The following is a 26,914-nucleotide window of genomic DNA, read 5'->3' as shown; positions in this document are numbered from 1 at the left end:
GCTCCCCACGACCGACTCCCCTGCACGAAAGGGAAATCGGACCATGACGCACCGCACTGTTGCCGAAGTCATGACCCGGGAGGTGGCCACGGCCAGCCCCGAAGCATCACTCAAGACGGTCGCCTGGAGCCTTGCTTACAACGACGTCTCGGCCCTGCCCGTCGTGGACACTCACCACCACCCCATCGGCATCGTCTCGGAGGCCGACCTGCCGGAAGCAGAGGGCCGTGACCAACTACGCGGCACGGCGGCCGTGAACCACCGCACCATGGACGCCCGCACCGCCGCTGATCTCATGTCCACTCCCGTACTGACGGCCCGGCCCTCGTGGGGCATCGTCGAGACAGCGCGCTTCCTGAGCGAGCGGGGCGTGAAACGCCTTCCGGTGATCGATGACACGGGCACGCTCGTGGGCATCGTCAGCCGCTCGGATCTGCTGCGCCCCATGCTCCGCCGCGACGACGCCATACACGAGGAAATCGTCGACGAAGTACTGGGCCGCACTCTCCGGATGACACCGGGAGGCGTGACAGTGACCGTTCAGGAAGGAGTCGTCACCCTGAGCGGCACGGTTGAGGAACGCTCAACCATTCCGGTCATCGAACGCCTGTGCCTCTCCGTCGACGGTGTCGTCAGTGTCGACCGGTCCCTCGGATACGCCGTGGACGATCTGCCGCCGGATCCCGATCATGTGCCTGACGACGGCAAACCCTGAGTGTTCACGCCATGTGTCGAAGCCCGCATCATCCGCTCCCATGTCCTCCGGCCACCTTCGCGAAGCACCGCTCGCGCCAGGGCGACAGGGCCGAGCAGTCCCCGGCAGACCCCGGATGGTCCTACCGCCGGACGTCGACGACGCCGACGCTCGGGGGTACAGGGCGTCATGCTGCTGGAGGAACCATGAAGCATCTGCGTACCGTCGACGACGTGATGACGCACGCCGTCATCCCGGTCAACCGCGGAGCGCCGTTCAAGGACATCGTGGAGGCCATGCGGCGATGGCGGATCAGCGCTCTGCCCGTCGTGTCCGACGAGGGACGAGTCGTCGGCGTGGTCTCCGAAGCGGACCTTCTGCTCAAGGCGCAGGGCGGGGACGAGTCCCGCGCCGTCACCGCAGGTCAGCTGATGACCGTCCCCGCCGTGACGGTGCCTCGGAACGCGGGTATACCGGGGGCCGCCCGGCTGATGGCCCGCGGCCACCTCAAGCGGCTGCCGGTCGTCGACGACGACCGACGTCTCGTGGGTGTGGTCAGCCGGGGTGACCTGCTCAAGATCTACCTCCGTCCGGACGGGGACATCGCCCAGGAGCTGCGCGAGCTGATCACGACTCAGCTGATCCCAGCGGGCTCCGCGACCGTGTACGTCCATGTGTCCGACGGCATCGTCCGTCTGAACGGCACCGTTCCCGACCCGTCACTCGGTGACGTGCTGGTGCGTGTCGCGCGCACCGTGCCGGGAGTCGTGGACGTCTCAGCCCGGTTCGAGTCCGAAGTTCCCGCGTGAACGGAGGGCGACGATGAGGCATCGCAGCGTCTCCGACCTCATGACGCCCACGGCCGTCAGCGTCCGACGCGGAACCACGTTCAAGGAGATCGCCCGGCTCCTCGACGAGTTCGGTATCACCGCCGTGCCCGTCGTGGACGAGAACGGATGCCCCGTGGGCGTCGTCTCCGAGGCCGACCTGCTCCGCCGGCACGGCACCGGGAACACCGCCGTCGATCTCATGAGTCACCCGGCGATCACCGCGGCTCCCGGGTGGAGCGCTGTCCGCGCCGCCCGCGTCATGGAGAAGCACAAGGTCAAGAGGCTCCCCGTCATCGACAGCGAAGGCCGGCTGATCGGGGTCCTGAGCCGCAGCGACCTCCTGCAACTCTTCCTGCGCAGGGACCACGCCATCCAGGAGGAGATCCTCGAAGACGTCCTGACGCACACGCTGCGGCTGAGTCCCTCGTCGCTGACCGTCGAGGTCGCCGATGGTGTCGTGACCCTCAGCGGCACTGTGATCCGGCACAGTCTCGTCCCCGTCGTCCTGCGTCTGTGCCGGAGCGTCGACGGAGTCGTGGACGTGATCAATCGGCTCGATTACGAGCAGGACGATCTTCCCGACGATGTACGCATGGACACCCGACAGCAGCAGAAGAAGGTCTGAAGGGCCGATGCGTACGAGAGTTCTTCACCGGCCCGAAGCAGCCCCTGCCCGAGGAGGGCCGTCATGAACCAACGTATTGCCGTCGGCCTCGATGGGTCCTGGGAAAGCGTCGCGGCGGCCCACTGGGCCGCGCGGGAAGCCCTCCTCCGCAGTGCGCCCCTCCATCTCGTCCATGCCGAAATATGGTCTCCGCCCCTCATCGTTCCCGCAGCCGGTTCCGAGGTGCGCCGTCAGGGTGCTCAGACCCTCCTTCGTGAAGCCTCCGACGAACTGCTGGACAAATACCCCCGACTGGATATCAGTGCCGAATCATTCGACGGTCGGCCGGCCGCCTCGCTGGCCCAGGCCGCAGCGGGTGCGAGCATGCTGGTGCTCGGGTCCCGGGGACTGGGCACGCTCAGGGGTTTCGTCCTCGGTTCCGTCGGCATGGCCGTCATCCATGCCGTGGAGCAGCCCGTTGTCCTGGTACGCGCAACCGAGGACGCGCTGCCGCACGCCCAGGGGCGGCACCTGGAGCGCGGCGTGGTCGTGGGCGTCGACACCGGTCGGCCATGCGACGCCCTGCTCGCCTTCGCGTTCGACGAGGCAGCCCGGAGGGGCTGCGCACTCCATGCGCTGCACAGCTGGATGCTGCCTCCTCTGGCCGGGTCCGGAGCCGCGTACAACCCGGAAGTCAATGCCCAGATCGCCCAGAGCAAGCGAACCGGCCTGGAGGACATGCTGAGGCCCTGGCGGGAGATGTACCCGGCTGTCGAACTGGACGCACAGGTGACGGTCGGCCCCGCGTCCGAGCAACTCCTGGAGGCAGGTTCCGAGGCGGGTCTGATGGTCGTCGGCCGTCGCGTCCGCCGGTCCTCGGTCGGCACCCATATCGGTCCGATCGCTCACGCGGTCCTCCATCACTCCACCGCGCCCGTCGCCGTCATCGCTCACCAATGACGGCGTCGTCCACGAATGACGGCGTCGTCCTGCCGGATCCCGGACGGGGCCGACCGGTCATCCGCTCGCGGGTCCGGTTCGGCAGCCGCCACGTGCTGCTTGACCGCGGCGAAGCTGCCCGGTGCCGCCGGGATCGAGTCGATGCCGGTCCTCACCAGGAATTCGGTGAAGGCGGGGTCGGCGCGCCCCTGACCCGGAGCCGTGATGCCATGGAGAGGGCTCCCTGCCGAAGGGATCCGTCATGAGCGGCACACCGTCCCTAGCAGCCTGCCTGCGCTCACAACGGGCCGTCGTCTTCGATACCGACGGCGTGGTCATCGATTCCGCCCGGGTCCATGCCGCAGCCTGGCAGGGCGCCTTCGACGCCTGTCTCTCGGCCGCGGGCGGGCAGCGCCCGTTCGATCCGGTGGACGACTACCTCCGCCATGTCGACGGCCGGTCCCGGCTGGACGGAGCCGCGGGGTTCCTGGCCTCCCGGGGGCTGGACCTGCCGCTCGGCGATCCCGACGACGCGCCGGGCACCGGCACGGTGTGGGCCGTCGCGGCCCGCAAGGAAGAACTGTTCACCGCGAGCGTGCGTGCGCGCGGTGTCACCGCCTGGCCCGGCACCGTCCGCCTGCTGCACACACTGCGGCGTGAGCGGATACCCTGCGCCGCTGTTTCGGCGTCCCGCCACGCGACCGAGCTGATGACCGCGGCAGGCGTCATCGGCCTCTTCCGGAGTGTGGTGGACGGCAACGAAGCACGCCGACTGGGCCTTGCGGGCAAACCGGATCCGGCGCTCTTCCTGGAGGCGGCCCGGCGACTGGGTGTTCCGGCCCAGGACACGGCTGTGGTGGAGGACGCGCTGGCCGGGGTCGAGGCCGGCCGGCGGGGCGGATTCGGCCTGGTGGTGGGAGTGGACCGCACGGCCGGACGAAGCAGTTCGGCCGGACTGCGCCGCCATGGCGCCGATGTGGTCGTGACCGACCCCGGCGAGCTGTTGACGCCCGGGAAGGACTGAGGACTGCGGCCCGGCCCTGATCGTACGAAGGCCATGGGCCGGTCGAGCACGTCCGATCACCCGGCGGACCGCGCCGGACCTGGGAGGAGAGTCAGCGCAGGGGCAGGCGGAACCAGTGCTGCTCCCCCGCGGCCACGGTCACCAGCCGCTCGCCGGGCAGACACACGGGCCGAGGGGCGGCCGGTCGGGAGCGGGGCACGTGAATCGCCAGGCGGCCCGGCAGGAGCCGGACCCGGATGCCCCTGTGTCCGCGGTAACAGACCGTGAACGTGCAGCGCGGCACCTCCCTCAGCGGGATGGGGTCGACGCGGAGTCCGTCCGGACCTGCTTCCAGACCTGCAACGCCCCGCTCGACGAGATCGAGGGTGCCGGCCATGGAGCCGAGGTGGATGCCTTCGCCGGTGGTGCCACCCTGCACGTCCGCCACATCACTGAGCAGGGCTTCCTCGCAGTACCGCCACGCGTCCGGGCCTCTCTCGCGGGCCAGCACCCAGCCGTGCACCAGGCTGCTGAGGGTCGAACCATGACTGGTGCGATCCAGGTAGTAGCCGACCGTCGCGCGCCACATCTCGTCATCGAGCCGGTATCCGAGACGGTCGAACAGGGACCGCAGCTCGGCCGGGCGGAAGAGATAGCCGAGCATGGGTGTGTCGGCCTGCTTGGACACCTGATAGCGATTGACCGTGTCCCCCTCGGACTCAAGGATCCGGTCGAGCCGACGGATGTCGCAGTAACGGGAGCGGTAGGCGTCCCAGTCGAGTTCGGCCAGCTCGCCGTAGCCCTCGAACTGGCTGATGACACCGCCGTGGAACGGCACGTACAGCCGACGTGAGATCTCCTCCCAGCGGCTCAGTGTCCCGTCGTCCAGGCCGAGTCGCTCGGCCAGCTCCCGTCGACGGGCCTCGGGGAGCCCCTCGAACACCTCAAGCGCGCGTGCGAGCACCCAGGCCGCGGTCACGTTGGTGTACGCGTTGTCGTCGATCCCGGGAGCAGCGGCCCCGGGGTAGGCGTCGTGGTACTCGTCCGGGCCCACCACACCGCGGATGCGGTAGCGCTCGCGATCGGCGTCGTACGTGGCCACGGCACCCCAGTAGCCGGCGATGTCGAGCAGCAGCTCCGCCCCCGGCCCTTGGACGAATCCGGTGTCGCCGGTGCTCTGCCCGTACCGCCATACGTTCCAGGCGATGGCCGATCCGACGTGGCGCTGCAAGTGCGAGTGGTCGGGGAGCCAGCGACCCGAGCGGGGGTTGAGGTGCAACGTCTGTGTCTCCTCGGCGCCCGAACTGCCGCTCTGCCAGGGGAACATCGCTCCTCGCAAGCCCGCCCGGCGGGCCGCGTCACGGGCCGCGGGCAGGCGACGGTGGCGGTACATGAGAAGGCCCCGTGCCACTTCCGGGAAGTGCAGGGTGAGGCAGGGCAGTACGAACAACTCGTCCCAGAAGACATGCCCTCGGTACGCCTCGCCGTGCAGTCCCCTGGCGGGAACTCCGACGTCCAGTTCGGCCGTGTGCGGGGACAGCGTCTGGAGGACGTGGAAGAGGTGGAGCCGAAGGATACGTCCCGATTCACCGGGTACCTTCAGTTCGCCCTGGCTCCACAGGCGTTCCCAGGCCGCGCGGTGGAAGGCCAGCAGTGCCTCGAACGCCGCCGCGTGCGACGCGTGCTCAACAGCGAGCAGCAGGGGGTCGCCCGAGGGGCGGTCCAGCGATGTGTACAGCGCGGCGCACTTCACGACGGCGGCGGAACGCCCGCGGGAGACCGGCAGCCTGAATCTCTGGACCGTTCCGGTCCCGGTGCAGCTCGATCCCACCGCGACGAGCGGCCACGACGACGTTCGCACGGCGACGGCGATCCGGATCCGGGACGAACGGGTCCGGCAGGACAGCCACGCCACACCGTCCGCTTCGGCTCCGGCACGGTGACCGGTGAGATGGCGTCCGTCCAGCCCCCGGTATCGCTCGACACCGCCGTTGGTGACGTCACCGTCGATGACGGACTCGACCTCGACGGCCCCGCTCCAGCCGTACCCGCGGAAGGTGGTTCTCTGGGCGGCGAGATACGGGTCGCCCATGTGAACGAGTCTGGTGTGGGTGACGCCGAGCCGGCGACCGTGGCCGTCCTGGAAGAACAGACGGCGAGTGAGAACGCCGCCTCGCAGATCGAGCGAGACCTTGTGTCGCCGCAGACTCGGGTCATCGGTGGTGAGCCAGTCCCCCGCCGGTCCGTCATCCGGCAGGCAGCGGTAGCGCAGCCGCGTCCAGTCGGGCAGGTTGACCATATCCTCGTTGCCGACCCGCTCTCCCGCGACCTCCGAGAAGAGGCGGTCGTAGCACCCGGCCGCGTAGGTGCCGGGGTAGTGGACCGCGTCAGCAGGCGACTCGGGCGCGGCGCCCCGGGTGGCGAATCTGCCGTTGCCGAGAGTGCACAGGGCTTCGATCGTCCGCTCCGCCTTGGGGTCGTAGCCGTTGAAGTCCCAGGCACATGCTGTGCTCATGGCCGCTCCGGTCACGGGGGCACGTTCCGGAAACCTGGTCTCCCCACGGTGGGCGCACCGCTCACGTTCACCGGGGCTCATGGCTGAGCCGGGGCGATGATCTCGTTGTGCTGCGGTCCTCCCAACGACACCTTGAGCGCACCGGTGTCCGCGGCACGGGAGAACACGTCGTAGGCCTCCTCCATCTGCCCGAGCTCGAAGCGGTGGGTGATCAGCGCGGACGAAGGCAGTCGCCCGGCGGCCAGCATGCCCAGCAGCATGGGCGTGGAGTACGTGTCGACCAGCCCCGTGGTGATGGTGATGTCCTTGATCCACAGATCTTCGAGATGGAGCGTCGCCGGCCTGCCGTGGACGCCGATGTTCGCGACGCGGCCTCCGGGCCGGACCATGCGGGTGCACATCTCGAAGGCTTCGGGCACGCCGACGGCCTCGATGACGACGTCGGCGCCGAGACCCTCGGTGAGGTCGTCGACGAGTTGTTCGGGTTCCTCGGCCGCGCCCGCCGTTGCATCCGCGCCCAGGGAGCGCGCGGCGGCCAGCCGGGATTCGGCGAGGTCGACGGCGATGATTCTTCCGGGGCTGTAGAGGCCGGCACCGACGATGGCAGCGAGCCCTATGGGGCCCGCGCCGACCACGACGACGGTGTCTCCGGGCCGTACGCCGCCGTTCAGCACCCCGACTTCATAGGCGGTCGGGAAGATGTCGGCGAGCAGTACGCCGTCATGGCCGTCGACCGAGGCCGGCAACGGGTGCACGGACAGGTCGGCGAACGGCACCCGTACGTATTCGGCCTGGGTGCCGTCGATGGTGTGGCCGAGCACCCAGCCGCCACCACCGCGGCACTGCCCGTAGCGGCTCTCGCGGCAGAAGCGGCACCGGCCGCACGCGGATATGCAGGAGATCAGGACCCGGTCGCCGGGACGGACCGTATGGACGCCGGCGCCGGCCTCGACCACTGTGCCGACGGCCTCGTGCCCCAGCACACGGCCGGGAGTCACCTCGGGCACATCGCCCTTGATGATGTGCAGGTCGGTACCGCAGATGGTGACGACATCGACGCGGATCACCGCGTCGGCGGCGTCCTTGACCACGGGGTCCGGAAGTTCCTGCCATGCGATCTGCCCCGGGCCCTGAAAAACGAGTGCCCTCACGATGCGGCCCCTCTTCCTGTATGTGTCCCGGCGAGGTTCTCCCCAGGCTGACCCTGTGCGGGCCCGCTCCGCATGGGCCGGTCGGTCCCCGCCGGGGCCTGCCGGTCCCATCCCTCCCCGGCAGGCCCCGGGGGTGTGATGGTGAAGACGCTGCCACCCGCGGAAGAAGGGGTCGCGATGTCCGAGGCAGAAACACACCTGGCCGCACCCGAGCCGAGACCCGCGCTGCTGCGCTTCCTCGGCGGCGTCCGGGCCGTCACCGGCAGCAAGTTCCTCATCGAGAGCGACCGGGCCCGGATCCGCCTCGACTGCGGCCTCTTCCAGGGTTTCGCGGACCTGCGCCGTCGCAACCGGGCGAAGCTGCCGCGCGACGCCTCGTCCATCCACGCCGTGGTCATCACCCATACCCACCCGGACCACTGTGGCCATCTGCCCCGACCGGTCCGGCACGGCTTCCGAGGAACGATCCTGACCAGCGCCCACACCGCCCGGCTCGCCCTGCATCACGGTGGTCACATCCTCGGCTCGGCCTGGGCCCATCCGGCCCACGGACCGACCAGAGCTGGGCTGGACAGCGGGTCGTGCCCAGACCCGGAGAGGCCGTCCCGGTCCGCTGAGCGGCGCCACGAGGCCGTCCCTCGCGGCTCGTTCCCCGCGGTGCCAGGCTGTGAATGAAGGGCGGGAGACACATCGTGTACGCCGCGGAGTCCTCACTCGTCGTAGATCCGACGCCAGAGCCGTACCGGACCTGCCCTTTCCTGTTCGCCCCACGGCAGCAATCGGCCGCTCGCCCGCCCCCATCGAGGAACCTGCCATGACCTCCACCCGGTACACCGTCGGCGACGTCATGACGAAGACCGTCGTCACCGTCACGCCCGACACGGAATTCAAGGAGATCGCCGACGCCATGGAGCGGTGGAAGGTCACCGCCGTGCCAGTCGTCGAAAACGGGGGCCGCGTCGTCGGCGTCGTCTCCGAAGCCGACCTGCTCCCGAAGGAGGAGTTCCACGAACACCCGCCCGGCATGATCGACCAGATGCGCCGCCTGGGCGACACCGCCAAGGCCGGCTCGGTCCGGGCCGAGGAGCTGATGTCGAGCCCCGCCGTCGTGATCGGGCCCGGCGCGTCCCTCCCGCAGGCCGCCCGGCTCATGGCCGACCGGCGTGTCAAGCGCCTCCCGGTCGTCGATGCCGACGGCAGGCTCAAAGGCATCGTCAGCCGCGCCGATCTCCTCAAGATCTTCCTGCGCCCCGACGACGACCTGGCCGCCGAGATACGCCGTGAGGTCGTCGACCGGCTGTTCCCCGACTCGCACCGGGACGTGAGGGTCGGCGTCACCTGGGGTGTGGCCACGCTCACCGGTCGCGTCCCCGACGCCGCCCTCATTCCCGTCGCCGCCCGCCTCGCACAATCCGTGGAGGGCGTCGTAAGCGTGGACTGCCGCCTCGAAGGCCCGATTCCGGCCTAAGGGCTCGGAGGTATCCCTCCGAGGAACCATCCGGGACCGGAACAAGGGACGAACGGCCCATACGTACCGGGCGGCTATCCGCTCCATGCTGAAGCCATCGCCCCCTTCCCGCCTCAGGGAGACCCACGATGCTCACCGAAGCACTCGACGACACCGCACTGGCCGATCTCGTCGCCGATGCCACCGCCGCACCGTCCATGCACAACGCCCAGCCCTGGCTCTTCCGCTACGGACGCCGCAGCCGCACCCTCACGCTCCGGGCCGACTTCGAGCGCGCGATGCCGGAGGCCGACCCCTCCACCCGCGCGCTCCACATCGGCTGCGGCGCGGCCCTGCTCAACCTGCGGGTGTCCGCCGCCCACCACGGCCTGGACGCGGCCATCTCACTGCTGCCCACACCGTCGGACCCCGCGGTACTGGCCACCGTCCGTCTCGGCATCCACCCCGACGCGCCACGGGAACCCACCGATGAAGCCCTCGCCGTTCTCCACCCGGCGATCAAGGACCGGCACACCAGCCGCTACCCGTTCGACGAACAGCCGGTTCCCGACGACGTCCGGGCACGCCTCGCCGACGCGGCCCGTGCCGAGGGCGCGGACTTCGCGTTCCTGACCCCGATCCACCTGGAGACCGTTCTCGGACTGATCCGGGACGCCGAGGGGTACGACCGCGGAGAGCCGACGCGGGAGGCTGAGCAGCAGCGCTGGACGCGGAACACGAGGAGCGAGGCTCCAGTGGACGGAGTCCCCGACTACGCCTTCGGCCCCCGCGACGCCTCCGAACGAGCCACCACCCGCGATTTCGCCGGAACCCGGGTCATCCCGGGCCGGGCCCGTGTCCTGTTCGAGAACCGGCCCCAACTGGCCCTGCTGAGCACCCCGGGCGACCACGCCACGGACTGGCTGCGCGCGGGTCAGGCCCTGGAACGCGTCCTGCTCACGGCCACCCTCCACCAGGTGTCCACGTCGTTCGCGACACAGCCGCTCGAATGGCCGGACCTGCGCTGGATCCTGCGCGACCCGGTCTTCGGCACGGGACACCCACAGATGATCATCCGTCTGGGGTACGGGCCGAGCGGGCCGCGCACACCACGACGTCCCCTCGACCACGTCCTGACCGTCGAACCGTAGAAATCCGGACCGTATGAATCGAAGCAGGGAGCCATTCAAGCAGGGAAGGCGGTGGGAGCCATGCAGCTCCCGATAGTCGTCGGAGTGGACGGTTCGAAGGGCAGCCTCCGTGCCCTGGACTGGGCCGCGGCGGAGGCGGAGCGCTCACGGCTTCCCCTGCGCGTCGTCCATGCGTCGTTGTGGGAGCACTACGAAGGCATGCGTCCCACCTTCGACACCGGGCGTCCGGCCGAGCAGGTCCTCGCCGAGCATCTCGTCGCGTCCGCGCAGGAACGAGTGCATCGCCTCCACGCGGAGGTGAAGGTGATCGCCGACGTACAACCCGAGGATCCGGTGAACGCGTTGGTGCACGAGAGCCACGAGGCAGCCCTGGTCGTCCTCGGCTCCCGGGGCCGCGGCCGGATCGCCGGGATGCTCCTGGGGTCCGTGAGTCTCGCCGTCGCGGGCCGGTCCCACTGCCCGGTTGTCGTGATCCCGGCGGCCGCACCGGACACGCAGCCGAAGCCGGGCCGCGTCGTCGTCGGAATCGGCGACGACGCAGGACCGTCGGCAGCCGCCCGTTTCGCACTCGCCCAGGTGGCCTCGCGCCACGGCGAGCTGATCGCCGTACGCGCCTGGCGCTGCCCCGCCCACGAGACCGCGGATCATCCGCTCCTCGCGGGCTCCCCGGCCTCCGCACACCGTCAGCAGGCCGAGGAGCACCTCGAAGAAGTCCTGGCCGTACTGGAACGGACCGGGTCCGAAGCCGATGTCCACCGGTCCGTGGCGCAGGGACCCGTGCACCAGGTACTCATCGAGGAGGCCGAGGGAGCGGAACTCCTGGTCGTCGGCGCGCACCGTGCCGGTGGACACCACCGTCCGCACCTCGGTCCGGTGAACCACTCGGTGTTGCACTATGCGTCCTGCCCGGTCGCCGTCGTCCCGGACACCCGGTGAGCGCCCGAGCGCGGCACCGGTCCTCAAGGGGCGCCTTTGACCAAGTGATCAAGGATGGGGTACGAGGACGACCGGGCAGTGCGCGTGGTGCAGGACCGCATGCGTCACGTGGCCCAGTTGAGAGCCGATGGAGTGGGAACGCCGACGGGATCCGATGACGATCATGTCGGCGTCGGCGGTCGCCGCCACCAGCACCTCGGAGACGGACCCGGCGCGAACGACGTGTTCGCTCACCGTGAGGTCCGGGAAGTCCTTGCGCACGGGCGCGACGAGCCGGGCAGTCGCGGTTGCCTGGTCCGCGGCGAGCCGGTCCACACCATCGAACATCGTCGCCATGCTGCCGACGTTCTCAAGGAAGACCCATGCGCTGAGCACCCGCAGCGAGGCACTTTCCCGCGCGGCCAGAGCGGCGGCGACGCGCAGCGTTTCCTCGTCACGCTCGTCCCGCGCCGCGGCCAGCACGACACCTGCCGGTTCACGGTCGTCACCGCTCGGCACGACGGCGACCGGAACGTGGGAATGGGCGGCCACCCGGAGCGAGTCCGAACCGACCAGCAAGGACGCGAATCCGCCACGTCCACGGGAGCCCACGACGATCGTGCCATCAGTCCCGGCTTCGCCGAACAGGCATGCTGCCGGCTTGTCCTCGCACACGGCCGTCGTCACGGGGACGGCGGGAGCAAGTCGGCGTGCGAGTGCGGCAGCCTCTTCCAGCACGCCTTCCGCGAAACCGTCGACCTGTCGGCTCTCCTCCTTGGAGAGGTACGGTCTGCCGTGGCCCGTCGCGGTCGCGTACACGATCCGCAGCGGCCGGCTGCGAGCAGCCGCCTCGCCCGCGGCCCAACGCACCGCCCGCGTCGCATGGTCGGAGCCATCGGTACCGACCACTACCGGTCCCGTCATGGTCACGCTTGGTCCAGTGCTGTCCATGATCTCTCCTCGGAGTCATGTGTGCCGATCCGCTAGCGATTTCGGAACTGCTCGGACAGCTCGGCTTCCACCTCGTCCCACTCCTTCTCCCACCCCCTGCACCTGATGGTGTCCACCAGCTTCGTGAAGACCTTCCACACTGCGGTGAACAGTCCCGTCGCCAGCGCGAAAGTCACTGTTGCCGTCATCCATGCGGACGCAACGGTCTCGCCGGGTGTCGCGGGTCCCCTGCTGGTGGCCGCGCCTTGAGCAGTGATCCAGATCGGGACCGTGGTGCCGGCCGGGCTGCCCGCCCGGACGCTGACCACCGCTGTGCGCACGTGGCCGTCGGGCTGTGTCCAGCGGACGGGGACGCGCACCATTGACTGCGCTCTGGCATCCACCGCGGGGCCGCCGGCGTCGGAAACGAGCCGAGCCTCGGCTCTCGTCGTATCGGAGAGTGTGGCAGCACGACGGGTCTCGGCGTCGTGCACCGCACGGCCCGTGGCGGCCGAAGCAAAGGGTGCCGCCAGCAGGAAGGCCACGACCAGGATCACCCTGCCCCAGCGCTGGATGCGGTCCGACGCGCGGACCGGCAACCCGCGGGCACTGGCCCCGCCGGGTCCTCGGCCTGCCCCAGGGGGCACTTCTTCAGTCATGATCCGGCCTCATTCCCCTGCTGCGCCGGCCCTTGCCCGTAGTGCATCGCGAAGCCCACGGGCGGGAGCGGATCCCACCATCCTGTGCGCCCGGTGCGGCCCGCGACATGGGCTGAGCGGGTCGCGGAACCAGGCCGGTCGGCCCAAGCACCATGCTTCCCGGGCGGCACACGATGGAGTGGAGGAGGAGCACGCAGAAATGCGGTGGGACCGGGTCCCACGCAGCACGGTCGAGTACACCGCCGGGAGCATGCATATAGTTCGGATTGGAGCAGCCTGCGGAATTCGACGCGCCGCCCGCCATGCGGTGCGGGGGCGGGCGGTGTACGGGTTCGTCGCCAGGAGGGTGGCGGAGCGCACGTGTCGCCAGGACGGTGGCGGAGCGCATGTGTCGCCAGGACGGTGGCGGAGCGCATGTATGTGGCGCACGGAACCGGTCGGTTGCGGTTGTTCGGTCCCCGGGCCGGGGCTCCTGAGGCCTGAACGGACCGGAGAACAGGACCGTTCGACCCTGGTGTGTTCTCCTGTGCGAACCCACGAATGACGAGGCGGAACTGCGCAACCCTTGAAGGCGAGGAGGACCACCATGAGCGACGGAACGGGGTTCTCGGCGCAGAAACCGATCCGCGTGTTCCTGCTGGACGACCACGAGGTAGTCAGGCGAGGCGTGCAGGATCTGCTCGACGCGGAACCCGACATCGAAGTCGTCGGCGAAGCCGGCACAGCCGATCACGCACTGGCCCGCGGCCCGGCGCTCCGCCCCGACGTCGCGATTCTCGATGTGCGGCTGCCGGACGGCGACGGGATCACGGTCTGTCGTGAGCTGCGCTCGCGAATGCCGGAACTGGCCTGCCTGATGCTCACCTCGTTCGACGACGACGAAGCACTGCTCGACGCGATCATGGCCGGCGCGGCAGGCTACGTACTGAAGGAGATCAAGGGCTCGGACCTCGTCACCGCCGTCCGCACACTGGCTTCCGGGCGCTCGACCCTCGACCCGTCGACGACGGCACGGCTGATGAACAGTCTGCGCGAGGAGGAGTCCGGTACCGGCTCCGAAGAGGACGACGCGCTGGCGGGGCTGTCCCCGAGGGAGAAGGATGTCCTCGCGCTGATCGGTGAAGGACTGACCAACAGCCAGATCGGCAAGCGCCTCTATCTGTCGGAGAAGACGGTCAAGAACCACATCTCCCGGCTGCTGGCCAAGCTCGGTGTCGAGCGCCGCATCCAGGCGGCTGTGATCGCCGCGCACGCCGCGGAAACGTCCCCGCCCGGTGCCGGGCACCATCCGGCCTGACCGTACGGCTCCTCGAAGCGCCCCGCACGGCATCAGGAGAATCGCAGCGGCACCCGCCAGCTCAGCCTGGTGCCGCCCTGTGCGGACTTCCCCACATTCATCTCACCGCCGAGTTTCTCCGCGCGCCGTGCGAGGTTGTCGAGCCCGCTCCGGGACTCGATGTGCCTGGGCATGCCCATACCGTTGTCGGACACGACCAGGTTCACCTCGCCCTCTCGCGCCACCAACGAGATGTCCACCGCCGTCGCCCGTGCATGGCGGGCGACGTTGCTCAGCGCCTCGCCGAGCGCCGCGATCACCTGCTCGGCGGTCTCGGTCGGCACATCCGTGTCGATCAGCCCTCCCATCCGCAGCGACGGCTGGAAGCCCAGGGTCCTGGCGGCCTGCTCGACCGTGGCCGCCGTCCGGGCGCGCAGCCCCTGGCCGGCCCGGCCCGAGCCGGTGGCGCGGAGTCCGAAGATGGTGGACCGGATGATCTTGATGGTCTCGTCCAGATCGTCCACCGCGCGCAACAGCCGCTCGCTCGCCTGTGGCTGTTCCACGAGCCGCACCACGCTCTGCAGTGTCATGCCGGTGGCGAACAGCCGTTGAATGGCCAGGTCGTGCAGATCCCTGGCGATGCGGTCGCGCTCCTCCAGCAGGGCGATCTGCTCGGCGGACTCGCGCCGTTCGGTGAGCTCCATCGCCAGAGCCGCTTGTCCGGCGAACGCCAGCAGAGGCGCGGTCTCCGTATCGGTGAAGGCGGGACGCTCCCGCACCCGGGCCAGCAGCAGTACCCCACGGGTCCGCTCCCCCGTGACCATCGGAACCGCGACAGCCGGGCCGAGCCCCGTCCACCTCTGCGGGCCCTCGGTGATCCTCGGATCATGTTCGACATCGAGGCTGGTGATCGGCTCGCCCGCGTCCAGGGCGGCGCCGGCGAACGATCCCGCCTGCGGCAGGACGAGACCGAGATGCAACTCGGCGTCCAGCCCGGACGTCTGTGCCACACGGAGGCTCTTCCCTTCCGCGGGCAGTGCCAGCACACCGAGATCCGCGGCAAGGATGCGCAAGGAGTGATCAACGATCATCCGCAGGACGCGTGCCTCGTCCGCCCCGCTCAGCAGAGCCGCGATGATCTCGCTGTTGGCTTCCTGCCAGCGTTGGCGGTCGCGCGTCTCCGCGTACAGACGGGCGTTTTCGATGGCCACTCCCGCCGCCACCGCGAGCGTCGACAGTACGGTTTCGTCCTCGGTGTCGAAGGCCCGGCCGCCCCGCTTCTGTGTCAGGTACAGATTGCCGAACACCTTGTCGCGAACCCGGATGGGAACCCCCAGGAACGAGTGCATCGGGGGATGGTTCGGCGGAAACCCGTAGGACGACGGATGCTCGGAGAGTTCCACCAGCCGCAACGGCTCGGGGTGACGGATCAGCTCGCCGAGGATGCCGTGCCCCTCGGGCAGGGGGCCGATGGCCTTGCGCTGCTCCGCCGTGACGCCCACCGGAAGGAACTGTGCGAGCCGGGTTCCCTGACCGACCACTCCCAAGGCCCCGTACTCGGCGTCGACCACGACAACCGCGGCCTCGACGATCCGACGCAGCACCTGGGGCAGATCAAGCTCTCTGCCCACCGACATGACTGCGTCCAGCAGCAGGGCCGCCTCGGCCGGTCCCCGCCTCACGGCGTCGAGCCGTTCCTGGAGATCGCCCGGCAGATTGCCCAGCCGACGGTGCGCCTCTCCGCAGTGGCCAGGTCCCTTGTCGCCGTTGTCGCCGTTGTCGCCCACGGTGCCTCCGTCGTGACCCTCACGTAGCGCGAAAGACCCACATCTTCACGGTAGTAGCCCCACGCCGAGAAGCATCCGGTGGACGGCAACCGGCCCGAACCCGGCCTCGCCCTCGCGCTTGTTCGCACGCCGCGGTCAACATCCCGTGCCCGACGGCGCGAACAGCGCCTGTACGGCCCTGGCGGCAGAGCCGTTCGTCCCCTGCCGCAGGTCCGCCCCGCCGGGGTGTGATGGACAGTCCGCTGCTCCTGGCCGCGCCGGTGGCCATCGTCTCCGGGATCTCCCTGGCCTCACGCCTGGGAGTGGTGATGCGCGACGGCAGCGCCCTGGAGAACCTGGGCCGGGCCCGCACCCTGCTGCTCGACAAGACCGGCACCCTCACCCGTGGCCGTCCCCGCGTCGTGGATGTGCTCGCCGCACCCGGATGGCAGCCGACGGAGGTGCTGAGGCTGGCCGCGTCGCTGGACCAGTACTCACCCCATGTCCTTGCCGCGGCGATCGTCGACAGCGCACACGAACGGAAGCTGGTCCTGTCCGTCCCGACCGGTGTCACCGAGGAGCCCGGCCGGGGTGCTTCGGGCCTCGTGGACGGGCACCGGCTCTCCGTCGGCCGCTTCGACGTGTCCGGTGCCAGCCCGCCCTGGGCCAGGGCGGTGGACAACCGTGCGCTTCTCGACGGCGCCGCCGTGGCCTGGCTGGCCGTGGACGGTTGTCCGGCGGGGGCGGTGCTCCTCCTGGATCCCCTGCGCCATGACGCCGCGCGCACCCTTCGCCATCTGAGGGCCACGGGCATCGAGCGGCTGCTGATGCTGACGGGCGACCGCGCGGAGCCGGCCGGTGAGGTGGGTGCCGTCCTCGGCCTGGACGGCGTCCGCGCCGGGCTCGACCCAATCGGCAAGGTTGCCGTGGTACGGGCCGAACGCGAACGCGCGGTCACCGTCATGGTGGGGGACGGTGTGAACGACGCCCCCGCGCTGGCCGCAGCGGACATCGGTGTGGCGATGGGGGCCCGCGGCTCCACTGCCTCGTCGGAGGCAGCCGACATCGTGCTGACCGCCGATCGGGTGGACCGGCTCGCCGACGCCGTCTGCGTCGCCGTACGGGCCCGGCGGATCGCCGTGCAGAGTGCCCTGGGCGGGATGGCGATGTCCCTGGCGGCAATGGTGGCGGCCGCCTTCGGCCTGCTGCCGCCCGCCCCGGGAGCCCTGCTCCAGGAGGCCATTGACGTGGCGGTCATCCTGAACGCCCTGCGCGCGCTGCGCGTGGACCGGACAGCGCGGCCGGCGCTGACCCCCGCGGCCGAGGAGCTCATCCACCGCTTCGCGTCGGAACACGACGACCTCCAGGACGTGCTCGAAGCGGTGCGCAGTGCGGCGGACCACCTCTCGGACGGTCCCGGCCCGCGGACTCTGGCCGCCGTCGAAGGGGCACATCGTCTGCTCACCGAGCGGCTGCTGCCCCACGAGTACGCAGAGGAGCACGAGCTGTACCCCGCGCTCGCGCCCACCCTGGGCGGGCCGGAGTCGACGGCCACCATGAGCCGTGCCCACACCGAGATCGAACGCCTCTCCCGTCGCATCGCGACCCACCTGCGGCTGGCCCACGCCGAGGGCGGCTTGTCCCCGGACCAGCTCGACGACCTGCGCTGCTGCCTGTACGGGCTGCACACCGTCCTGCGCCTGCACTTCACGCAGGAGGAAGAGAACTACTTCTCGCTGGCCCAATGACGGCCGCCGAGCGGCCCGGCCGCGCAGGTGCTCACCGCGGACGCAGCGGGTCGACGCGGCAGCGGAGCGGCCCGCACGGGCCGATGGGCCCTGATCGGATCCGAGCGGCCCGCGGTGGCGGGACCCGCAGGCGTTCACGCTGGAAGCAGAGATCACGAAGGGGGCCGGTGTGATGACTTCCGCCACCACCATGACCACCCTGCCCACCGAGCACCGCGACCGCCTGACGAGCCCGGCCCGAGAAGTCTCCTCGATGCCGGCACTCGCCTGTTCGAGGAGGGCCGGTACGCCGACCGCGTCCCGGCCGCGCCCGGCAACCCCGTGCTCGGCCCGCGCCCTCGTCCGGAGGCGAGCGCTGTCCCTCGGCGTTTCTGAGCGCCGTCATGGCGTGGCGGTGAGGAGGTTCTTCACCTCGACGACATCGGCAATGCCCTCCACCTCAGCCACCAGCCGAGCCGCGTCGGCCGAAGGCAGGCTCCCGGTGAGTTCCACGACGCCGTCGTGCACCGCCACCTCCACGGATTCCCGGTCGCCGGGCGGGCAGCAAGACTCGATCCTGGCCGCGACCTCCGCTCGAATTCCGGCATCGTCCCTGATGAGGGCCTGCAGCAGGGCGTTGCGGCGTACGACTCCGACCAGGCGGCCCCCTCGGTCGGTGACCGGAAGCCTCTTCAGCCGGGACAGTGCGGCAAGCCAGGCGGCCTCGGCAACGGTCGCGCCGGGCAGCACCGTAATCGCGGGACTTGTCATCAGGTCAGCCGCTGTCTCACCACGTGCCTTGCCGTGCATTCGTCGCTCGCGCAGCCCGCCGATGCGTCCGACCCGGTGGCCGGAGGTCTCGAAGGCGACCTTCGCCAGCAGATCGGACTCCGAGACGACGCCGACCACGTGGTCCTCGTCGTCCACGACCGGAACCGCGCCGACCTGCTCGCGTGCCAGCAGGCGGGCGATGTCGCGGTACGGCAGATCGTCGCGCAGGGAGGCGGCGGGCACGTCCATCATGTCCCGTACCAGAGGGATCCCCCCTCCGGGGGGCGAAGACGGCTGCGAAGGCGACACGGCCGACGACGCCGGGCGGGCGGTGACGCCTGCGGGAGCCTGCTCCTCGGCGCCTGCGTGCGCGGCCGCGGCCGCGGCCACAGCGCCCAGGTAACGAATCAACGTGTGCTGCCGTTCCTCCTCGCCGGATCGCCACGGGCGGGAAGGCAGGTCCCGCCCGGCCCCGGCCTCCGCGGAGTGGTTCTCATGCCTGTTCACGGCGGGCCTCCGGACTCCATCGGGTTGCCTACCGTGTCCCAGTCTTTCGCTCCGGCCGCCCTTGCCAAGAGCCGAACGGCCCTGGTCGAACGGCGTGACGGCCCTATCCGGTGCCGCCGGAACGGAAACGGTGAGCATGAAGGAGCAGCCGACCGACGGGAGGCCGCCGATGAGTCTGCGGGACTTCTGGAGCGGTTCCGCCCGGTGGGAACACCAGGAGCGTCCGCCAACGGCGTACCCGCCGATCGTACGACCGGACGTGCCGCGGAGCTGGAACCCGCCCTCGCACAGCTGACCGATGTACAGCAGGAGGCGGCACGGATCCGGGCCTCGGCGGGCGAGGCGCCCATAGCCGTGCGGCGGGACGCCGCGCGGGAGGCGGCAGGGCTCGTGGCGGCCGCCCGGGAGCAAGCTCCCGAGGTCCGCCGACAGGCTGCGGAACCCGGCCTCCGAGAGGCCCGGCGCGAAGCGGACGCCCTTCGCTCTGCCGGGGACCGCACTGCTTCGGCGATCCGGAGGCGGGCCAGGGAGCGCATGCCGGATCCGGTGGACCACTCGGTGGCCGATGCCCTGCTCCTGGCCGGCGGCCCGGGCGAGGACGAAGCGCCATGAGTACGGGTTGGACCGCCGGGGCGTGTGGGCCAAGGCTCTCGTCGGCCGGCACCTGGGCGTCGGCGATGCGCGGGAGGTTGCGGACCGTGACACGCTCGACGACGCCCTGCAAGGCCTGACGGCAACGCCGTACGCGAGAAATGCTCGGACGGCGAAACTCAGCGGGCGGTGACCGCCACGCCGCTGTGGCACCTGCGGGTGCTGGCCGGGTGGCTGCCCCGGGGCGGTGTCCGTTTGCTCGTCCCGCCGGCAGCGGGATTCGAGATCGCCGACGTGGTCTCCCGGCTGCCCGCACCGGACCGTCGCCGCGCGGCTACTCCGCAGCCGTACCGGCTCGGGGCTCTGGAGACTGCCTGGCGGAACACGCGGCCCACCAGGCAGCCGCCGGACCTCTCGCCGCCGAAGCCGAACGGACCCGGCAACGGGTCCGGGCCCTGTGCCACCACTGGATCGCGCAGCTGCAGAGCGAACTGACGGCGGTGGAAGTCGCCTTGGAGGAAGCCGAGCACGTGCAAGCGGTACGGCGCCGTTGGGCGGCCGCGCGAAGAATCCGGTGAGAGCCACCCGAAGTGCACCGATGACGGGCCCGTAGCGGGAGGCCCGCCATGCGCAGCCGATCGCCGTCAGCCACCGTGCTTGATCTCTACGTGCTTGGCCGACGGCTTCTCGGCGCCCAGGCCCACGCTGACCGTGAGCATGCCATCAGTGTAGTCGGCCGTGACATCGTCCTCGTCCGCGCCCGACGGCAGCGTCACGCTGCGGCTCATCACGCCGTAGCGGATCTCGCTGTGGTTCTTGTCCACTTCCTTTTCGGTGCGTTCGGCCTGGACCGTCAGCACACCGTCGCTGATGAAGACATCGATGTTCTCGGGCGATGTGCCCGGAAGCTCCGCCCGCACCACGTAACGGCCGTCCTCCGTGTAGTCCTCGATACGAACTGTGTACAGCTCGCCCATCGTGGGCAACGCGAACCGGGCGGGCAGGTTCTCGAACCAGTCCGGAACCTCTGGGAACGGGAACCTCTGCCCGCGCTTCAGGGTGGTCATCGCGGTACCTCCTCGGTGTGGTCGCGGATGCCGACACACCCAGTCCACCGCGGCCGGGTTCCGATTACTGAGGCCGATCGGCCCATGCCCGGGGTCCCTCCGGTCCCATTCTCCCGGCCGGCCCACGGTCAGACAGGTGCCCCGGGACCATCACACGGCGGCGATCACCATGTCCGACGTCACGACCACCGGTCTCTACGAAATGACCACGGCCATGTCCTACCTCCAGGAGGACCAAGGACGCCGCCGCGGACTGGGCTCTCGCCCGCCTTCCCCCGGAACACCGCCCCGTCCTGGAGCACGCCAGGTATCTGTATTGCAACTGCCACTACGAGGACGAGACCTGGAGTCACGAACTCAAGGCCCGGGTACGCCCGCACGTGGACGCAGTCCTCACCCACATCGACGACCTGCGCCGACAGGGCTGAGTGCCGGACCTGGTCAGTGGACGGCGTCGAGGACGTCCATCTGCGGCCGTTGGCCTACTCGGCGTGCGCCAGGGAGCCCCACGGCGACCAGGGTCGGCAGTGACGGCCCACGGATGAGTGCCACCCCCGGCGGGGACGCGGGCCAGGTACTCGCGGAACGTGTGCAGATGTGAAGGGCCAACCGCGGCGTCGTACTCGTCCTGCCGGTCATCGCCGAGCAGGCCACAGGGGAAGTGCGGGTCGCGAAGCGCTGCTGGGTTCGTGGGCGGTGATCAAAGCCTCCTACCGGTGTGGTGTCCATGGCGGCGACACCGCCCTCGCGTGGCTCCACTTCGTTGCGCCCCGTGAACCAGGAGTCGGTCCCCGGTCCTGTCGCGACCGCCTCCCCACCTGCTCCGGGCTCGCCGGCAAAGTCGCCTCCAGCCCGATCCCGAACGGATACGTCATGGTTGCCCGGGACTCCTGGACGGCGAGCCCGCCGACGCAATCCCAGCAGGTCGACCGGCCGATGACGGTCGAGGAGAAGGTGCGGGCTGTCCGTGACCTGACCCGGGACCACGAGGTCGCGGTGAAGGTCACTGCCGGTCCGGCGGGTGGTCACCACGTCGAGGCCGGCGCGTATCCGTTCCTGCTCGTCACCGCGGCTTCCTCGGGACCAGGCCCGTCGGGCGCAGCAGCGGCAGGCTCGGACCCGTACTGATTTCGATGGTCAGGCGTGAATAGCTTCATCATCTTCCATTCACCGGGGTGCGACTGCCAGCATCGGCGCACCGTCACCCGTGAGGGAGAAATCCGATGAATCGTCCCCGTTCTCTTCGCTGTCTGGCTGCCCTGGCCGTGGTGGCCCTCACGGCCACTGCCTGTGGGCGCTCCGGTCAGGGCGACGCCCCGTCCGGAGCCGAGTCCCAGACCACCTCCGGCCGGACCGCGGCCGAGCTGCTGCCGGCTCAGTACCGGCAGAAGGGTGTGCTCCGGGTGGCCACCGCGGTCGGCTATCCGCCGATGGAGATGTACGAGCCCGGCACCACCCGGCTCACCGGCGTCGACCCCGATCTGGCCAAGGCCCTTGCCAAGCGGCTCAAGCTGAAGCTCGAACTCACCAACGCCGCCTTCGACGGCTTGATCCCCGGATTGGAGTCCGGACGGTTCGACCTGGTCATGTCGTCCATGACCGACAGTGCCCAGCGGCGCCAGGCGGTCGACTTCGTCGACTACTTCCGCACCGGCGGCGTCATCATGACGAAGCAGGGCAACCCGCAGGGCATCAAGTCGCTCGCGGACCTCTGTGGAAAGACCGTCGTCCTCGCCAAGGGCAGCTCCAACCTCCACATCGGCGAGGAACAGAACGCCAAGTGCCAGGAGAAGATGCGGATCTCGCAGAGCGAGGACGCACCGACCGGACTACTGCAACTGGACAGCGGACGCGCGGTCGCGACCATCGTCGACTACCCCGTCGCCAAGATGTTCACGAAGAAGAGCACCGCGTACGAAGTCCTGCCGGAGCAGTACGGCACCGCCCCCTGGGGCATCGCGTCCGCGAAGAGCCAGGGCGGACTGCGCGACGCCGTCCGCAAGGCCCTGCAGGAGCTCATCGACAACGGCGACTACAAGAAGATCCTCGACACCTGGGGAGTCGGCGGCAGCGCCGTACCCGAGGCCACCGTCAACGACGGGCAGTGAGAACGGATATGAACCACCAGAAAATACCCGGCTCCGCCCTCGGCGGAGCGCCGGATGCCGTGCCCGCCGACGGGCCGCCGCAGGAGGACGACCTCTCCCTCCAGGTGACCGGACGCCCTCGCCCCGGGCGCTGGCTCGCGGTGCTCGCCGCCACGCTGTTCGCCGTGTGGCTCGCCTACACCATCATCGTCAATCCCAATCTGCACTGGGACATCGTCGCCAAGTACCAGTTCGACGGCGTGATCCTCAAGGGCCTCGGGGTGACCATTCAGCTCACCCTCGTCTCGATGGCTCTCGGCATCGCCATCGGGGTCGTCGTCGCGGTGATGCAGCTGTCCGACAGTCCGGTCCTGCGCCTCACCGCCAGTGCCTACACCTGGTTCTTCCGGGGCACCCCGCTGCTGGTCCAGCTCATCTTCTGGTTCAACCTGGCCCTGCTGTTCCCCGTGATCAGCATCGGAATCCCGTTCGACGGCCCCAAACTCATCAGCTGGCAGTCCAACCAGGTGATCACCGGATTCGTGGCCGCGCTCCTCGGACTCTCCATCAACGAGGGCGCCTACATGGCCGAGATCGTGCGGGCCGGCATCCAGAGCGTGGATCCCGGCCAGCGCGAGGCAGGCGCCTCCATCGGGATGTCGAACCGTAAGATCCTCTCCCGGATCATCCTTCCGCAGGCGATGCGGGTCATCATCCCGCCGTTCGGCAACCAGTTCATCTCCATGCTCAAGACGACCTCGCTGGTCTCGGTCATCGCCGGCGCCGATCTGATGACCGTGTCCCAGCACCTCTACCTCGCCAACTTCGAAGTGGTCGCGCTGCTCCTGGTCGCCTCGATCTGGTACCTCGTGCTCACCACGATCGCCAGCATCGGCCAGCACGCCGTCGAGCGCCGCTACAGCCCCGGCGCCGCTCCCGTGCTGCGGAGCAGGATCCTGGCCAATCTCCGGCCCGGACGCGCCAAGAAGGGAGCAGCGGCATGAACGACGTGATCCTCAGGGCCCGCGGGGTCCGTAAACGATTCGGGGACACCGAGGTGCTGAAGGGCATCGACCTCGACGTCCGCAGCGGTGAGGTGCTCTGTGTCATCGGCCCCTCCGGGTCCGGGAAGTCCACACTGCTGCGCTGCTTCAACCACCTTGAGCGGATCGACGCGGGGCGCGTGTGGATGGACGGTGAGCTGGTCGGCTACGAACAGCACGGCCCGTCCGGCCGGGTGCTGCGCGAACGGCGCGCCCGGGACGTCCGGCGCCAGCGCGAACGGATCGGCATGGTCTTCCAGCGGTTCCACCTGTTCCCGCACCGCACAGCGGTGCAGAACGTGATGGAGGGTCCGGTCGCCGTCAAGGGCCGGCCCCGTGCGCAGGCAGAGGAGCGGGCCCGCAAGCTGCTGGCCGACGTCGGCCTCGCGGACCGGGCGGACCACTACCCGGGGCAGCTGTCCGGCGGGCAGCAGCAGCGCGTGGCGATCGCCCGCGCACTGGCCATGGAACCGGCCCTGATGCTCTTCGACGAACCCACCTCCGCCCTCGATCCCGAACTCGTCGGCGAGGTGCTCGGCGTCATGCGGGACCTGGCGCGCAGCGGTATGACGATGGTCGTGGTCACCCACGAGATGGGCTTCGCCCGCGAAGTCGCCGACCGGGTGCTGTTCATGGACCAGGGCGCCGTCGTGGAGGCCGGGAGCCCCGATCGGCTGTTCACCGACCCGCGGCACGACCGCACGCGGGCCTTCCTGTCGACGGTGCTGTGATGGGCCGCCCCCTCGATCTGCTGCTGCGCGGCGGCACGCTCGTGGACGGAACCGGCGCACCCGCCCGGGAAGCGGACATCGCGGTGGTGGATGGGCGGATCGCCGTACTCCCCGTCGGCGCCCCTGCCTCGGCCGTCGAGACCCTGGACGTGACCGGGCGGGTCGTCGCCCCCGGCTTCATCGACGTACACACGCACTCCGACGCCCTCGCGACGCCCCACGGAGCCGGTGCCACGGAGCCGATCGATGACCTCCGTCTCGCACCGCTGCTCCAGGGCGTCACCACGGAGATCTGCGGCAACTGCGGGACCAGCCTGTTCCCCTCGCTCCCCCAGCGGCTGCCGGAGCTCGCCGAGCATCTCAGGGTGACGTTCGGGCTCGGACCGGTGCGGCCCGCCGTGGACTTCGACGCGTTCGCCGCCGGACAGGACCCCGCTCTGCGCCACACCCATATCGCCTCGCTGGTCGGCCACGGCACGCTGCGCGCCGGAGTGATGGGCTTCGAGGCCCGACCGCCGCGGCCCGACGAACTGGACACCATGTGCGCGCTGCTGGACCGGGCTCTGGCCCAGGGGGCGGCCGGTCTGTCCACCGGGCTGATCTACCCTCCCGGCACCTATGCCGACACCGAGGAGATCGTCGCGCTGGCCGGGGTCGCCGCCCGTCACGGCAAGCCCTACGTCACCCACTTGCGCGACGAGATGTCGCAGGTGGAGTCCGCCCTGGAGGAGGCCCTGGAGATCGCAGTGCGCTCCGGCGCACCCTTGCAGATCTCCCACCACAAGACCGCGGGCCGGCACGCCTGGGGCGCCACGTTGCGGACCCTGCCCCGTCTGGAACGGGCCCGCGCCGAAGGCGTGGACGTGCTGTGCGACGTATATCCGTACACGGCGGGAAGCACCGTCCTGCATGCCATGCTGCCCCCATGGGCGAGTGAGGGCGGCGTCGGCGCCCTGCTGGAACGGCTGCGTCGGCCCGAGACCCGCGACCGGATCAGAACGGACATCGCCCGGGGCGTCGAGGGGTGGGAGAACACCGTGGGAAACGGCGGCTGGGACCTCATCTCGGTGGCCGCCGCGCAGACGCACCCCGAGGCCGAGGGGCGCAGCATCGCCGACCTCGCGGCCGAGCGCGGGGTGGATCCGGTCGACCAGGCGTGCGATCTCCTGCTGGCAGAGCAGGGCGAAGTGACCATCATCAGCCATTCCATGCGAGAGGACGACGTCCGCCGGGTCATCGCCAGCCCGTTGTCGATGATCGGTTCGGACGGCGTCCCCAAACCCGGCCGGCCGCATCCGCGCTGGGCGGGAAGTTTCGCCCGGGTGCTCGGCCGTTACAGCCGCGACGAGCAACTGCTCCCGCTGGAGAGCGCGGTGCACAAGATGACCGGGCTGCCTGCCGGGCGGTTCGGTCTCACGGGCCGCGGCGTGGTCCTCGACGGCGCCCTCGCCGATCTGGTCGTACTCGACCCGGCGTCGGTACGCGACACCGCCGATTTCGACCGCCCCCTGCTGGCACCCGAAGGCATCGATACCGTCGTGGTGTCGGGGCGAATCGCGGCAAGAGACGGCCGCCCGACCTCGGCACGGGCGGGAGAAGTGGTGAGAATCCGATGAGTCTGGCCCAAGTGGCCGCGGCGGCGCGGCGCTCGGCCGCGCTTCCGCTCACCCTGTCCGTCGCCGCCGTCGACATCGACGGCGGCGGCTCGGTGGGGGTGGACGAGCGCACCGTGATGCCGGTGGCGTCCGCCTCGAAGCTGCTGCTGCTCGCCGAGGTCGCGCGCCGACTGGACACCGGGGAACTGCCCGCCGACCGCGTCGTGGAGGTCCTGGACGAGGACCTGGCGGAAGGTACCGGTCTGCTGCGCCGGATGAGCGGGCGCGGCTGGACCGTCGAGGACCTGGCCTGGCTGACCGCCTCGGTGAGCGACAACACGGCGACCAACGCGCTGTTGCGCCTCGTGGGGCGCGAGTCCACGGCCCGGCTCGCGCAGGAGCTCGGACTCGATCACCTGACGCTGCACGACAAGGTCCGCGACGTCCGTGGCCCGGACGTGCCGCCCGTCTTCGCCACCGGCACCGCACGCGACCTGGCGCGGCTGGTTACACACGCAGTGCGCGGCACCATGAGCTGCCCGGCGGCCTCGGCCCGGCTGCTGCGCTGGATGCGCTCCAACACCGATCACGGCCTGGTGCCCGCTCTGGTCGACCACGACCCGTACGCCCCAGGCTTTCCCGAGCGGCTGCGCGACGGGCTTCTGGTGGCCAACAAGACCGGCACCGACACCGGGGTCCGTGCCGACGCCGGTGTCATCATCGGCAGGCGCCGGCTGGCGTACGCGGTGGTGGCGCACTGGGACACGGCGCTGGGCCCGAGCACCGAGCGGGCCGCGGTGCATGCCATTCGGGACGTGGGCAGGACGCTCGCGGCCTGTTCCGGGCGCCCGACCGCCGTCTGAGAAGCTGCACAGCCCCCGAGGTGCGGTGGTGGGGGGGGGGGGGGGCGGGCGG

General features: G+C 70.2%; 25 protein-coding genes and 2 pseudogenes. 20 read left to right on the top strand and 7 right to left on the bottom strand.

Annotated elements, in window-relative coordinates; all coding sequences use genetic code 11:
• The first annotated feature begins 43 nt into the window (after positions 1-43).
• The 5 genes from ABZY11_RS10735 (at position 44) to ABZY11_RS10715 (ending at position 4,091) form a co-directional block, all read left to right on the top strand.
• Complete coding sequence (locus tag ABZY11_RS10735; RefSeq protein ID WP_356478796.1) at positions 44-715, top strand: CBS domain-containing protein; 672 nt, start codon at positions 44-46, stop codon at positions 713-715.
• 185 nt (positions 716-900) lie between these two features.
• Positions 901-1,503: a CBS domain-containing protein gene (locus ABZY11_RS10730; protein ID WP_356478795.1), complete on the top strand. Its 603-nt coding sequence runs from the start codon at positions 901-903 to the stop codon at positions 1,501-1,503.
• A gap of 13 nt (positions 1,504-1,516) precedes the next feature.
• On the top strand, positions 1,517-2,149 hold the full coding sequence (locus tag ABZY11_RS10725) for a CBS domain-containing protein (protein WP_356478794.1): 633 nt from the start codon (positions 1,517-1,519) through the stop codon (positions 2,147-2,149).
• A 63-nt stretch (positions 2,150-2,212) separates the two neighbouring features.
• Positions 2,213-3,088 (top strand): universal stress protein, encoded by an 876-nt coding sequence (locus tag ABZY11_RS10720; protein WP_356478793.1) that lies wholly within the window; start codon positions 2,213-2,215, stop codon positions 3,086-3,088.
• Between the two features lie 241 nt (positions 3,089-3,329).
• Positions 3,330-4,091 carry an HAD-IA family hydrolase gene (locus ABZY11_RS10715; protein ID WP_356478792.1) on the top strand — a complete coding sequence of 254 codons (762 nt, stop codon included), beginning with the start codon at positions 3,330-3,332 and terminating at the stop codon, positions 4,089-4,091.
• Positions 4,092-4,182: 91 nt separating this feature from the next.
• On the opposite strand, the gene ABZY11_RS10710 is transcribed toward ABZY11_RS10715, so the two are convergent.
• Both ABZY11_RS10710 and ABZY11_RS10705 read right to left on the bottom strand, forming a co-directional pair.
• Entirely contained in the window at positions 4,183-6,585 is a 2,403-nt protein-coding gene (locus ABZY11_RS10710; protein ID WP_356478791.1) for a glycoside hydrolase family 65 protein, read from the bottom strand.
• Positions 6,586-6,662: 77 nt separating this feature from the next.
• Entirely contained in the window at positions 6,663-7,736 is a 1,074-nt protein-coding gene (locus ABZY11_RS10705; protein WP_356478790.1) for a zinc-dependent alcohol dehydrogenase family protein, read from the bottom strand.
• A 177-nt stretch (positions 7,737-7,913) separates the two neighbouring features.
• On the opposite strand from ABZY11_RS10705, the gene ABZY11_RS10700 reads away from it, so the two are divergent.
• The 4 genes from ABZY11_RS10700 to ABZY11_RS10685 all read left to right on the top strand — a co-directional run bounded on the left by ABZY11_RS10700 (position 7,914) and on the right by ABZY11_RS10685 (position 11,270).
• Complete coding sequence (locus ABZY11_RS10700; RefSeq protein ID WP_356478789.1) at positions 7,914-8,411, top strand: MBL fold metallo-hydrolase; 498 nt, start codon at positions 7,914-7,916, stop codon at positions 8,409-8,411.
• Between the two features lie 139 nt (positions 8,412-8,550).
• The gene (locus ABZY11_RS10695) at positions 8,551-9,204 is read left to right on the top strand and encodes a CBS domain-containing protein (RefSeq protein ID WP_356478788.1); all 654 of its coding nucleotides are present in this window, start codon (positions 8,551-8,553) and stop codon (positions 9,202-9,204) included.
• Positions 9,205-9,332: 128 nt separating this feature from the next.
• Positions 9,333-10,334 (top strand): nitroreductase, encoded by a 1,002-nt coding sequence (locus ABZY11_RS10690; protein WP_356478787.1) that lies wholly within the window; start codon positions 9,333-9,335, stop codon positions 10,332-10,334.
• 60 nt (positions 10,335-10,394) lie between these two features.
• Complete coding sequence (locus tag ABZY11_RS10685) at positions 10,395-11,270, top strand: universal stress protein (protein WP_356478786.1); 876 nt, start codon at positions 10,395-10,397, stop codon at positions 11,268-11,270.
• A gap of 48 nt (positions 11,271-11,318) precedes the next feature.
• Here the strand turns inward: ABZY11_RS10685 and ABZY11_RS10680 are convergent, their stop codons facing one another.
• Both ABZY11_RS10680 and ABZY11_RS10675 read right to left on the bottom strand, forming a co-directional pair.
• On the bottom strand, positions 11,319-12,173 hold the full coding sequence (locus tag ABZY11_RS10680) for a universal stress protein (protein WP_356478785.1): 855 nt from the start codon (positions 12,171-12,173) through the stop codon (positions 11,319-11,321).
• 59 nt (positions 12,174-12,232) lie between these two features.
• Positions 12,233-12,724, bottom strand: a complete 492-nt coding sequence (locus tag ABZY11_RS10675) for a hypothetical protein (RefSeq protein WP_356478784.1) — start codon at positions 12,722-12,724, stop codon at positions 12,233-12,235.
• Between the two features lie 700 nt (positions 12,725-13,424).
• On the opposite strand from ABZY11_RS10675, the gene ABZY11_RS10670 reads away from it, so the two are divergent.
• Positions 13,425-14,135: a response regulator transcription factor gene (locus ABZY11_RS10670; protein WP_356478783.1), complete on the top strand. Its 711-nt coding sequence runs from the start codon at positions 13,425-13,427 to the stop codon at positions 14,133-14,135.
• Between the two features lie 32 nt (positions 14,136-14,167).
• Here the strand turns inward: ABZY11_RS10670 and ABZY11_RS10665 are convergent, their stop codons facing one another.
• Entirely contained in the window at positions 14,168-15,796 is a 1,629-nt protein-coding gene (locus ABZY11_RS10665) for a GAF domain-containing protein (RefSeq protein ID WP_356478805.1), read from the bottom strand.
• Between the two features lie 344 nt (positions 15,797-16,140).
• On the opposite strand from ABZY11_RS10665, the pseudogene ABZY11_RS10660 reads away from it, so the two are divergent.
• Positions 16,141-17,628 (top strand): annotated as a pseudogene (locus ABZY11_RS10660) (heavy metal translocating P-type ATPase); the annotation flags it as partial.
• Positions 17,629-18,009: 381 nt separating this feature from the next.
• Here the strand turns inward: ABZY11_RS10660 and ABZY11_RS10655 are convergent.
• Positions 18,010-18,630, bottom strand: a complete 621-nt coding sequence (locus ABZY11_RS10655; protein WP_356478782.1) for a CBS domain-containing protein — start codon at positions 18,628-18,630, stop codon at positions 18,010-18,012.
• A gap of 459 nt (positions 18,631-19,089) precedes the next feature.
• Between ABZY11_RS10655 and ABZY11_RS10650 the strand changes: the two genes are divergently transcribed.
• Together ABZY11_RS10650 and ABZY11_RS10645 are read left to right on the top strand one after the other, a co-directional pair.
• On the top strand, positions 19,090-19,497 hold the full coding sequence (locus ABZY11_RS10650) for a hypothetical protein (RefSeq protein WP_356478781.1): 408 nt from the start codon (positions 19,090-19,092) through the stop codon (positions 19,495-19,497).
• A 140-nt stretch (positions 19,498-19,637) separates the two neighbouring features.
• Positions 19,638-20,054: a V-type ATP synthase subunit D gene (locus tag ABZY11_RS10645; protein WP_356478780.1), complete on the top strand. Its 417-nt coding sequence runs from the start codon at positions 19,638-19,640 to the stop codon at positions 20,052-20,054.
• 66 nt (positions 20,055-20,120) lie between these two features.
• Here the strand turns inward: ABZY11_RS10645 and ABZY11_RS10640 are convergent, their stop codons facing one another.
• Positions 20,121-20,543, bottom strand: coding sequence for an Hsp20/alpha crystallin family protein (locus tag ABZY11_RS10640; protein WP_356478779.1), 423 nt, complete (start codon positions 20,541-20,543; stop codon positions 20,121-20,123).
• 230 nt (positions 20,544-20,773) lie between these two features.
• Here ABZY11_RS10640 and ABZY11_RS10635 point away from each other — a divergent pair.
• The 7 genes and pseudogenes from ABZY11_RS10635 to ABZY11_RS10605 all read left to right on the top strand — a co-directional run.
• A pseudogene (locus ABZY11_RS10635) lies at positions 20,774-20,971 on the top strand (aminoglycoside adenylyltransferase domain-containing protein); the annotation flags it as partial.
• Positions 20,972-21,416: 445 nt separating this feature from the next.
• The gene (locus tag ABZY11_RS10630) at positions 21,417-21,671 is read left to right on the top strand and encodes a DUF6192 family protein (RefSeq protein ID WP_356478778.1); all 255 of its coding nucleotides are present in this window, start codon (positions 21,417-21,419) and stop codon (positions 21,669-21,671) included.
• Positions 21,672-21,766: 95 nt separating this feature from the next.
• Complete coding sequence (locus ABZY11_RS10625; protein ID WP_356478777.1) at positions 21,767-22,651, top strand: ABC transporter substrate-binding protein; 885 nt, start codon at positions 21,767-21,769, stop codon at positions 22,649-22,651.
• Between the two features lie 8 nt (positions 22,652-22,659).
• Positions 22,660-23,634, top strand: coding sequence for an amino acid ABC transporter permease (locus ABZY11_RS10620; RefSeq protein WP_356478776.1), 975 nt, complete (start codon positions 22,660-22,662; stop codon positions 23,632-23,634).
• The gene (locus ABZY11_RS10615; protein ID WP_356478775.1) at positions 23,631-24,404 is read left to right on the top strand and encodes an amino acid ABC transporter ATP-binding protein; all 774 of its coding nucleotides are present in this window, start codon (positions 23,631-23,633) and stop codon (positions 24,402-24,404) included. Before ABZY11_RS10620 ends, ABZY11_RS10615 begins: the two co-directional genes overlap by 4 nt.
• Positions 24,404-26,020, top strand: coding sequence for a D-aminoacylase (locus ABZY11_RS10610; protein WP_356478774.1), 1,617 nt, complete (start codon positions 24,404-24,406; stop codon positions 26,018-26,020). Before ABZY11_RS10615 ends, ABZY11_RS10610 begins: the two co-directional genes overlap by 1 nt.
• Positions 26,017-26,862 (top strand): serine hydrolase, encoded by an 846-nt coding sequence (locus tag ABZY11_RS10605; protein ID WP_356478773.1) that lies wholly within the window; start codon positions 26,017-26,019, stop codon positions 26,860-26,862. The genes ABZY11_RS10610 and ABZY11_RS10605 overlap by 4 nt, the downstream gene beginning before the upstream one ends.
• Positions 26,863-26,914: the final 52 nt, after the last annotated feature.

It is taken from the genome of Streptomyces sp. NPDC006510 (assembly GCF_040611955.1).
Classification (GTDB): Bacteria; Actinomycetota; Actinomycetes; order Streptomycetales; family Streptomycetaceae; genus Streptomyces.
This window is presented reverse-complemented; position numbering and strand designations above follow the sequence as displayed.

Excerpts from the sequence above, each read along its gene's own strand:
- ABZY11_RS10735 (WP_356478796.1), top strand. The coding sequence starts at position 44 with ATGACGCACCGCACTGTTGCCGAAGTCATGACCCGGGAGGTGGCCACG.
- ABZY11_RS10730 (WP_356478795.1), top strand. The coding sequence starts at position 901 with ATGAAGCATCTGCGTACCGTCGACGACGTGATGACGCACGCCGTCATC.
- ABZY11_RS10725 (WP_356478794.1), top strand. The coding sequence starts at position 1,517 with ATGAGGCATCGCAGCGTCTCCGACCTCATGACGCCCACGGCCGTCAGC.
- ABZY11_RS10720 (WP_356478793.1), top strand. The coding sequence starts at position 2,213 with ATGAACCAACGTATTGCCGTCGGCCTCGATGGGTCCTGGGAAAGCGTC.
- ABZY11_RS10715 (WP_356478792.1), top strand. The coding sequence starts at position 3,330 with ATGAGCGGCACACCGTCCCTAGCAGCCTGCCTGCGCTCACAACGGGCC.
- ABZY11_RS10710 (WP_356478791.1), bottom strand. The coding sequence starts at position 6,585 with ATGAGCACAGCATGTGCCTGGGACTTCAACGGCTACGACCCCAAGGCG.
- ABZY11_RS10700 (WP_356478789.1), top strand. The coding sequence starts at position 7,914 with ATGTCCGAGGCAGAAACACACCTGGCCGCACCCGAGCCGAGACCCGCG.
- ABZY11_RS10695 (WP_356478788.1), top strand. The coding sequence starts at position 8,551 with ATGACCTCCACCCGGTACACCGTCGGCGACGTCATGACGAAGACCGTC.
- ABZY11_RS10690 (WP_356478787.1), top strand. The coding sequence starts at position 9,333 with ATGCTCACCGAAGCACTCGACGACACCGCACTGGCCGATCTCGTCGCC.
- ABZY11_RS10685 (WP_356478786.1), top strand. The coding sequence starts at position 10,395 with ATGCAGCTCCCGATAGTCGTCGGAGTGGACGGTTCGAAGGGCAGCCTC.
- ABZY11_RS10680 (WP_356478785.1), bottom strand. The coding sequence starts at position 12,173 with ATGACGGGACCGGTAGTGGTCGGTACCGATGGCTCCGACCATGCGACG.
- ABZY11_RS10670 (WP_356478783.1), top strand. The coding sequence starts at position 13,425 with ATGAGCGACGGAACGGGGTTCTCGGCGCAGAAACCGATCCGCGTGTTC.
- ABZY11_RS10655 (WP_356478782.1), bottom strand. The coding sequence starts at position 18,630 with ATGATGGACGTGCCCGCCGCCTCCCTGCGCGACGATCTGCCGTACCGC.
- ABZY11_RS10645 (WP_356478780.1), top strand. The coding sequence starts at position 19,638 with ATGCTCGGACGGCGAAACTCAGCGGGCGGTGACCGCCACGCCGCTGTG.
- ABZY11_RS10640 (WP_356478779.1), bottom strand. The coding sequence starts at position 20,543 with ATGACCACCCTGAAGCGCGGGCAGAGGTTCCCGTTCCCAGAGGTTCCG.
- ABZY11_RS10630 (WP_356478778.1), top strand. The coding sequence starts at position 21,417 with ATGGTTGCCCGGGACTCCTGGACGGCGAGCCCGCCGACGCAATCCCAG.
- ABZY11_RS10625 (WP_356478777.1), top strand. The coding sequence starts at position 21,767 with ATGAATCGTCCCCGTTCTCTTCGCTGTCTGGCTGCCCTGGCCGTGGTG.
- ABZY11_RS10620 (WP_356478776.1), top strand. The coding sequence starts at position 22,660 with ATGAACCACCAGAAAATACCCGGCTCCGCCCTCGGCGGAGCGCCGGAT.
- ABZY11_RS10615 (WP_356478775.1), top strand. The coding sequence starts at position 23,631 with ATGAACGACGTGATCCTCAGGGCCCGCGGGGTCCGTAAACGATTCGGG.
- ABZY11_RS10610 (WP_356478774.1), top strand. The coding sequence starts at position 24,404 with ATGGGCCGCCCCCTCGATCTGCTGCTGCGCGGCGGCACGCTCGTGGAC.
- ABZY11_RS10605 (WP_356478773.1), top strand. The coding sequence starts at position 26,017 with ATGAGTCTGGCCCAAGTGGCCGCGGCGGCGCGGCGCTCGGCCGCGCTT.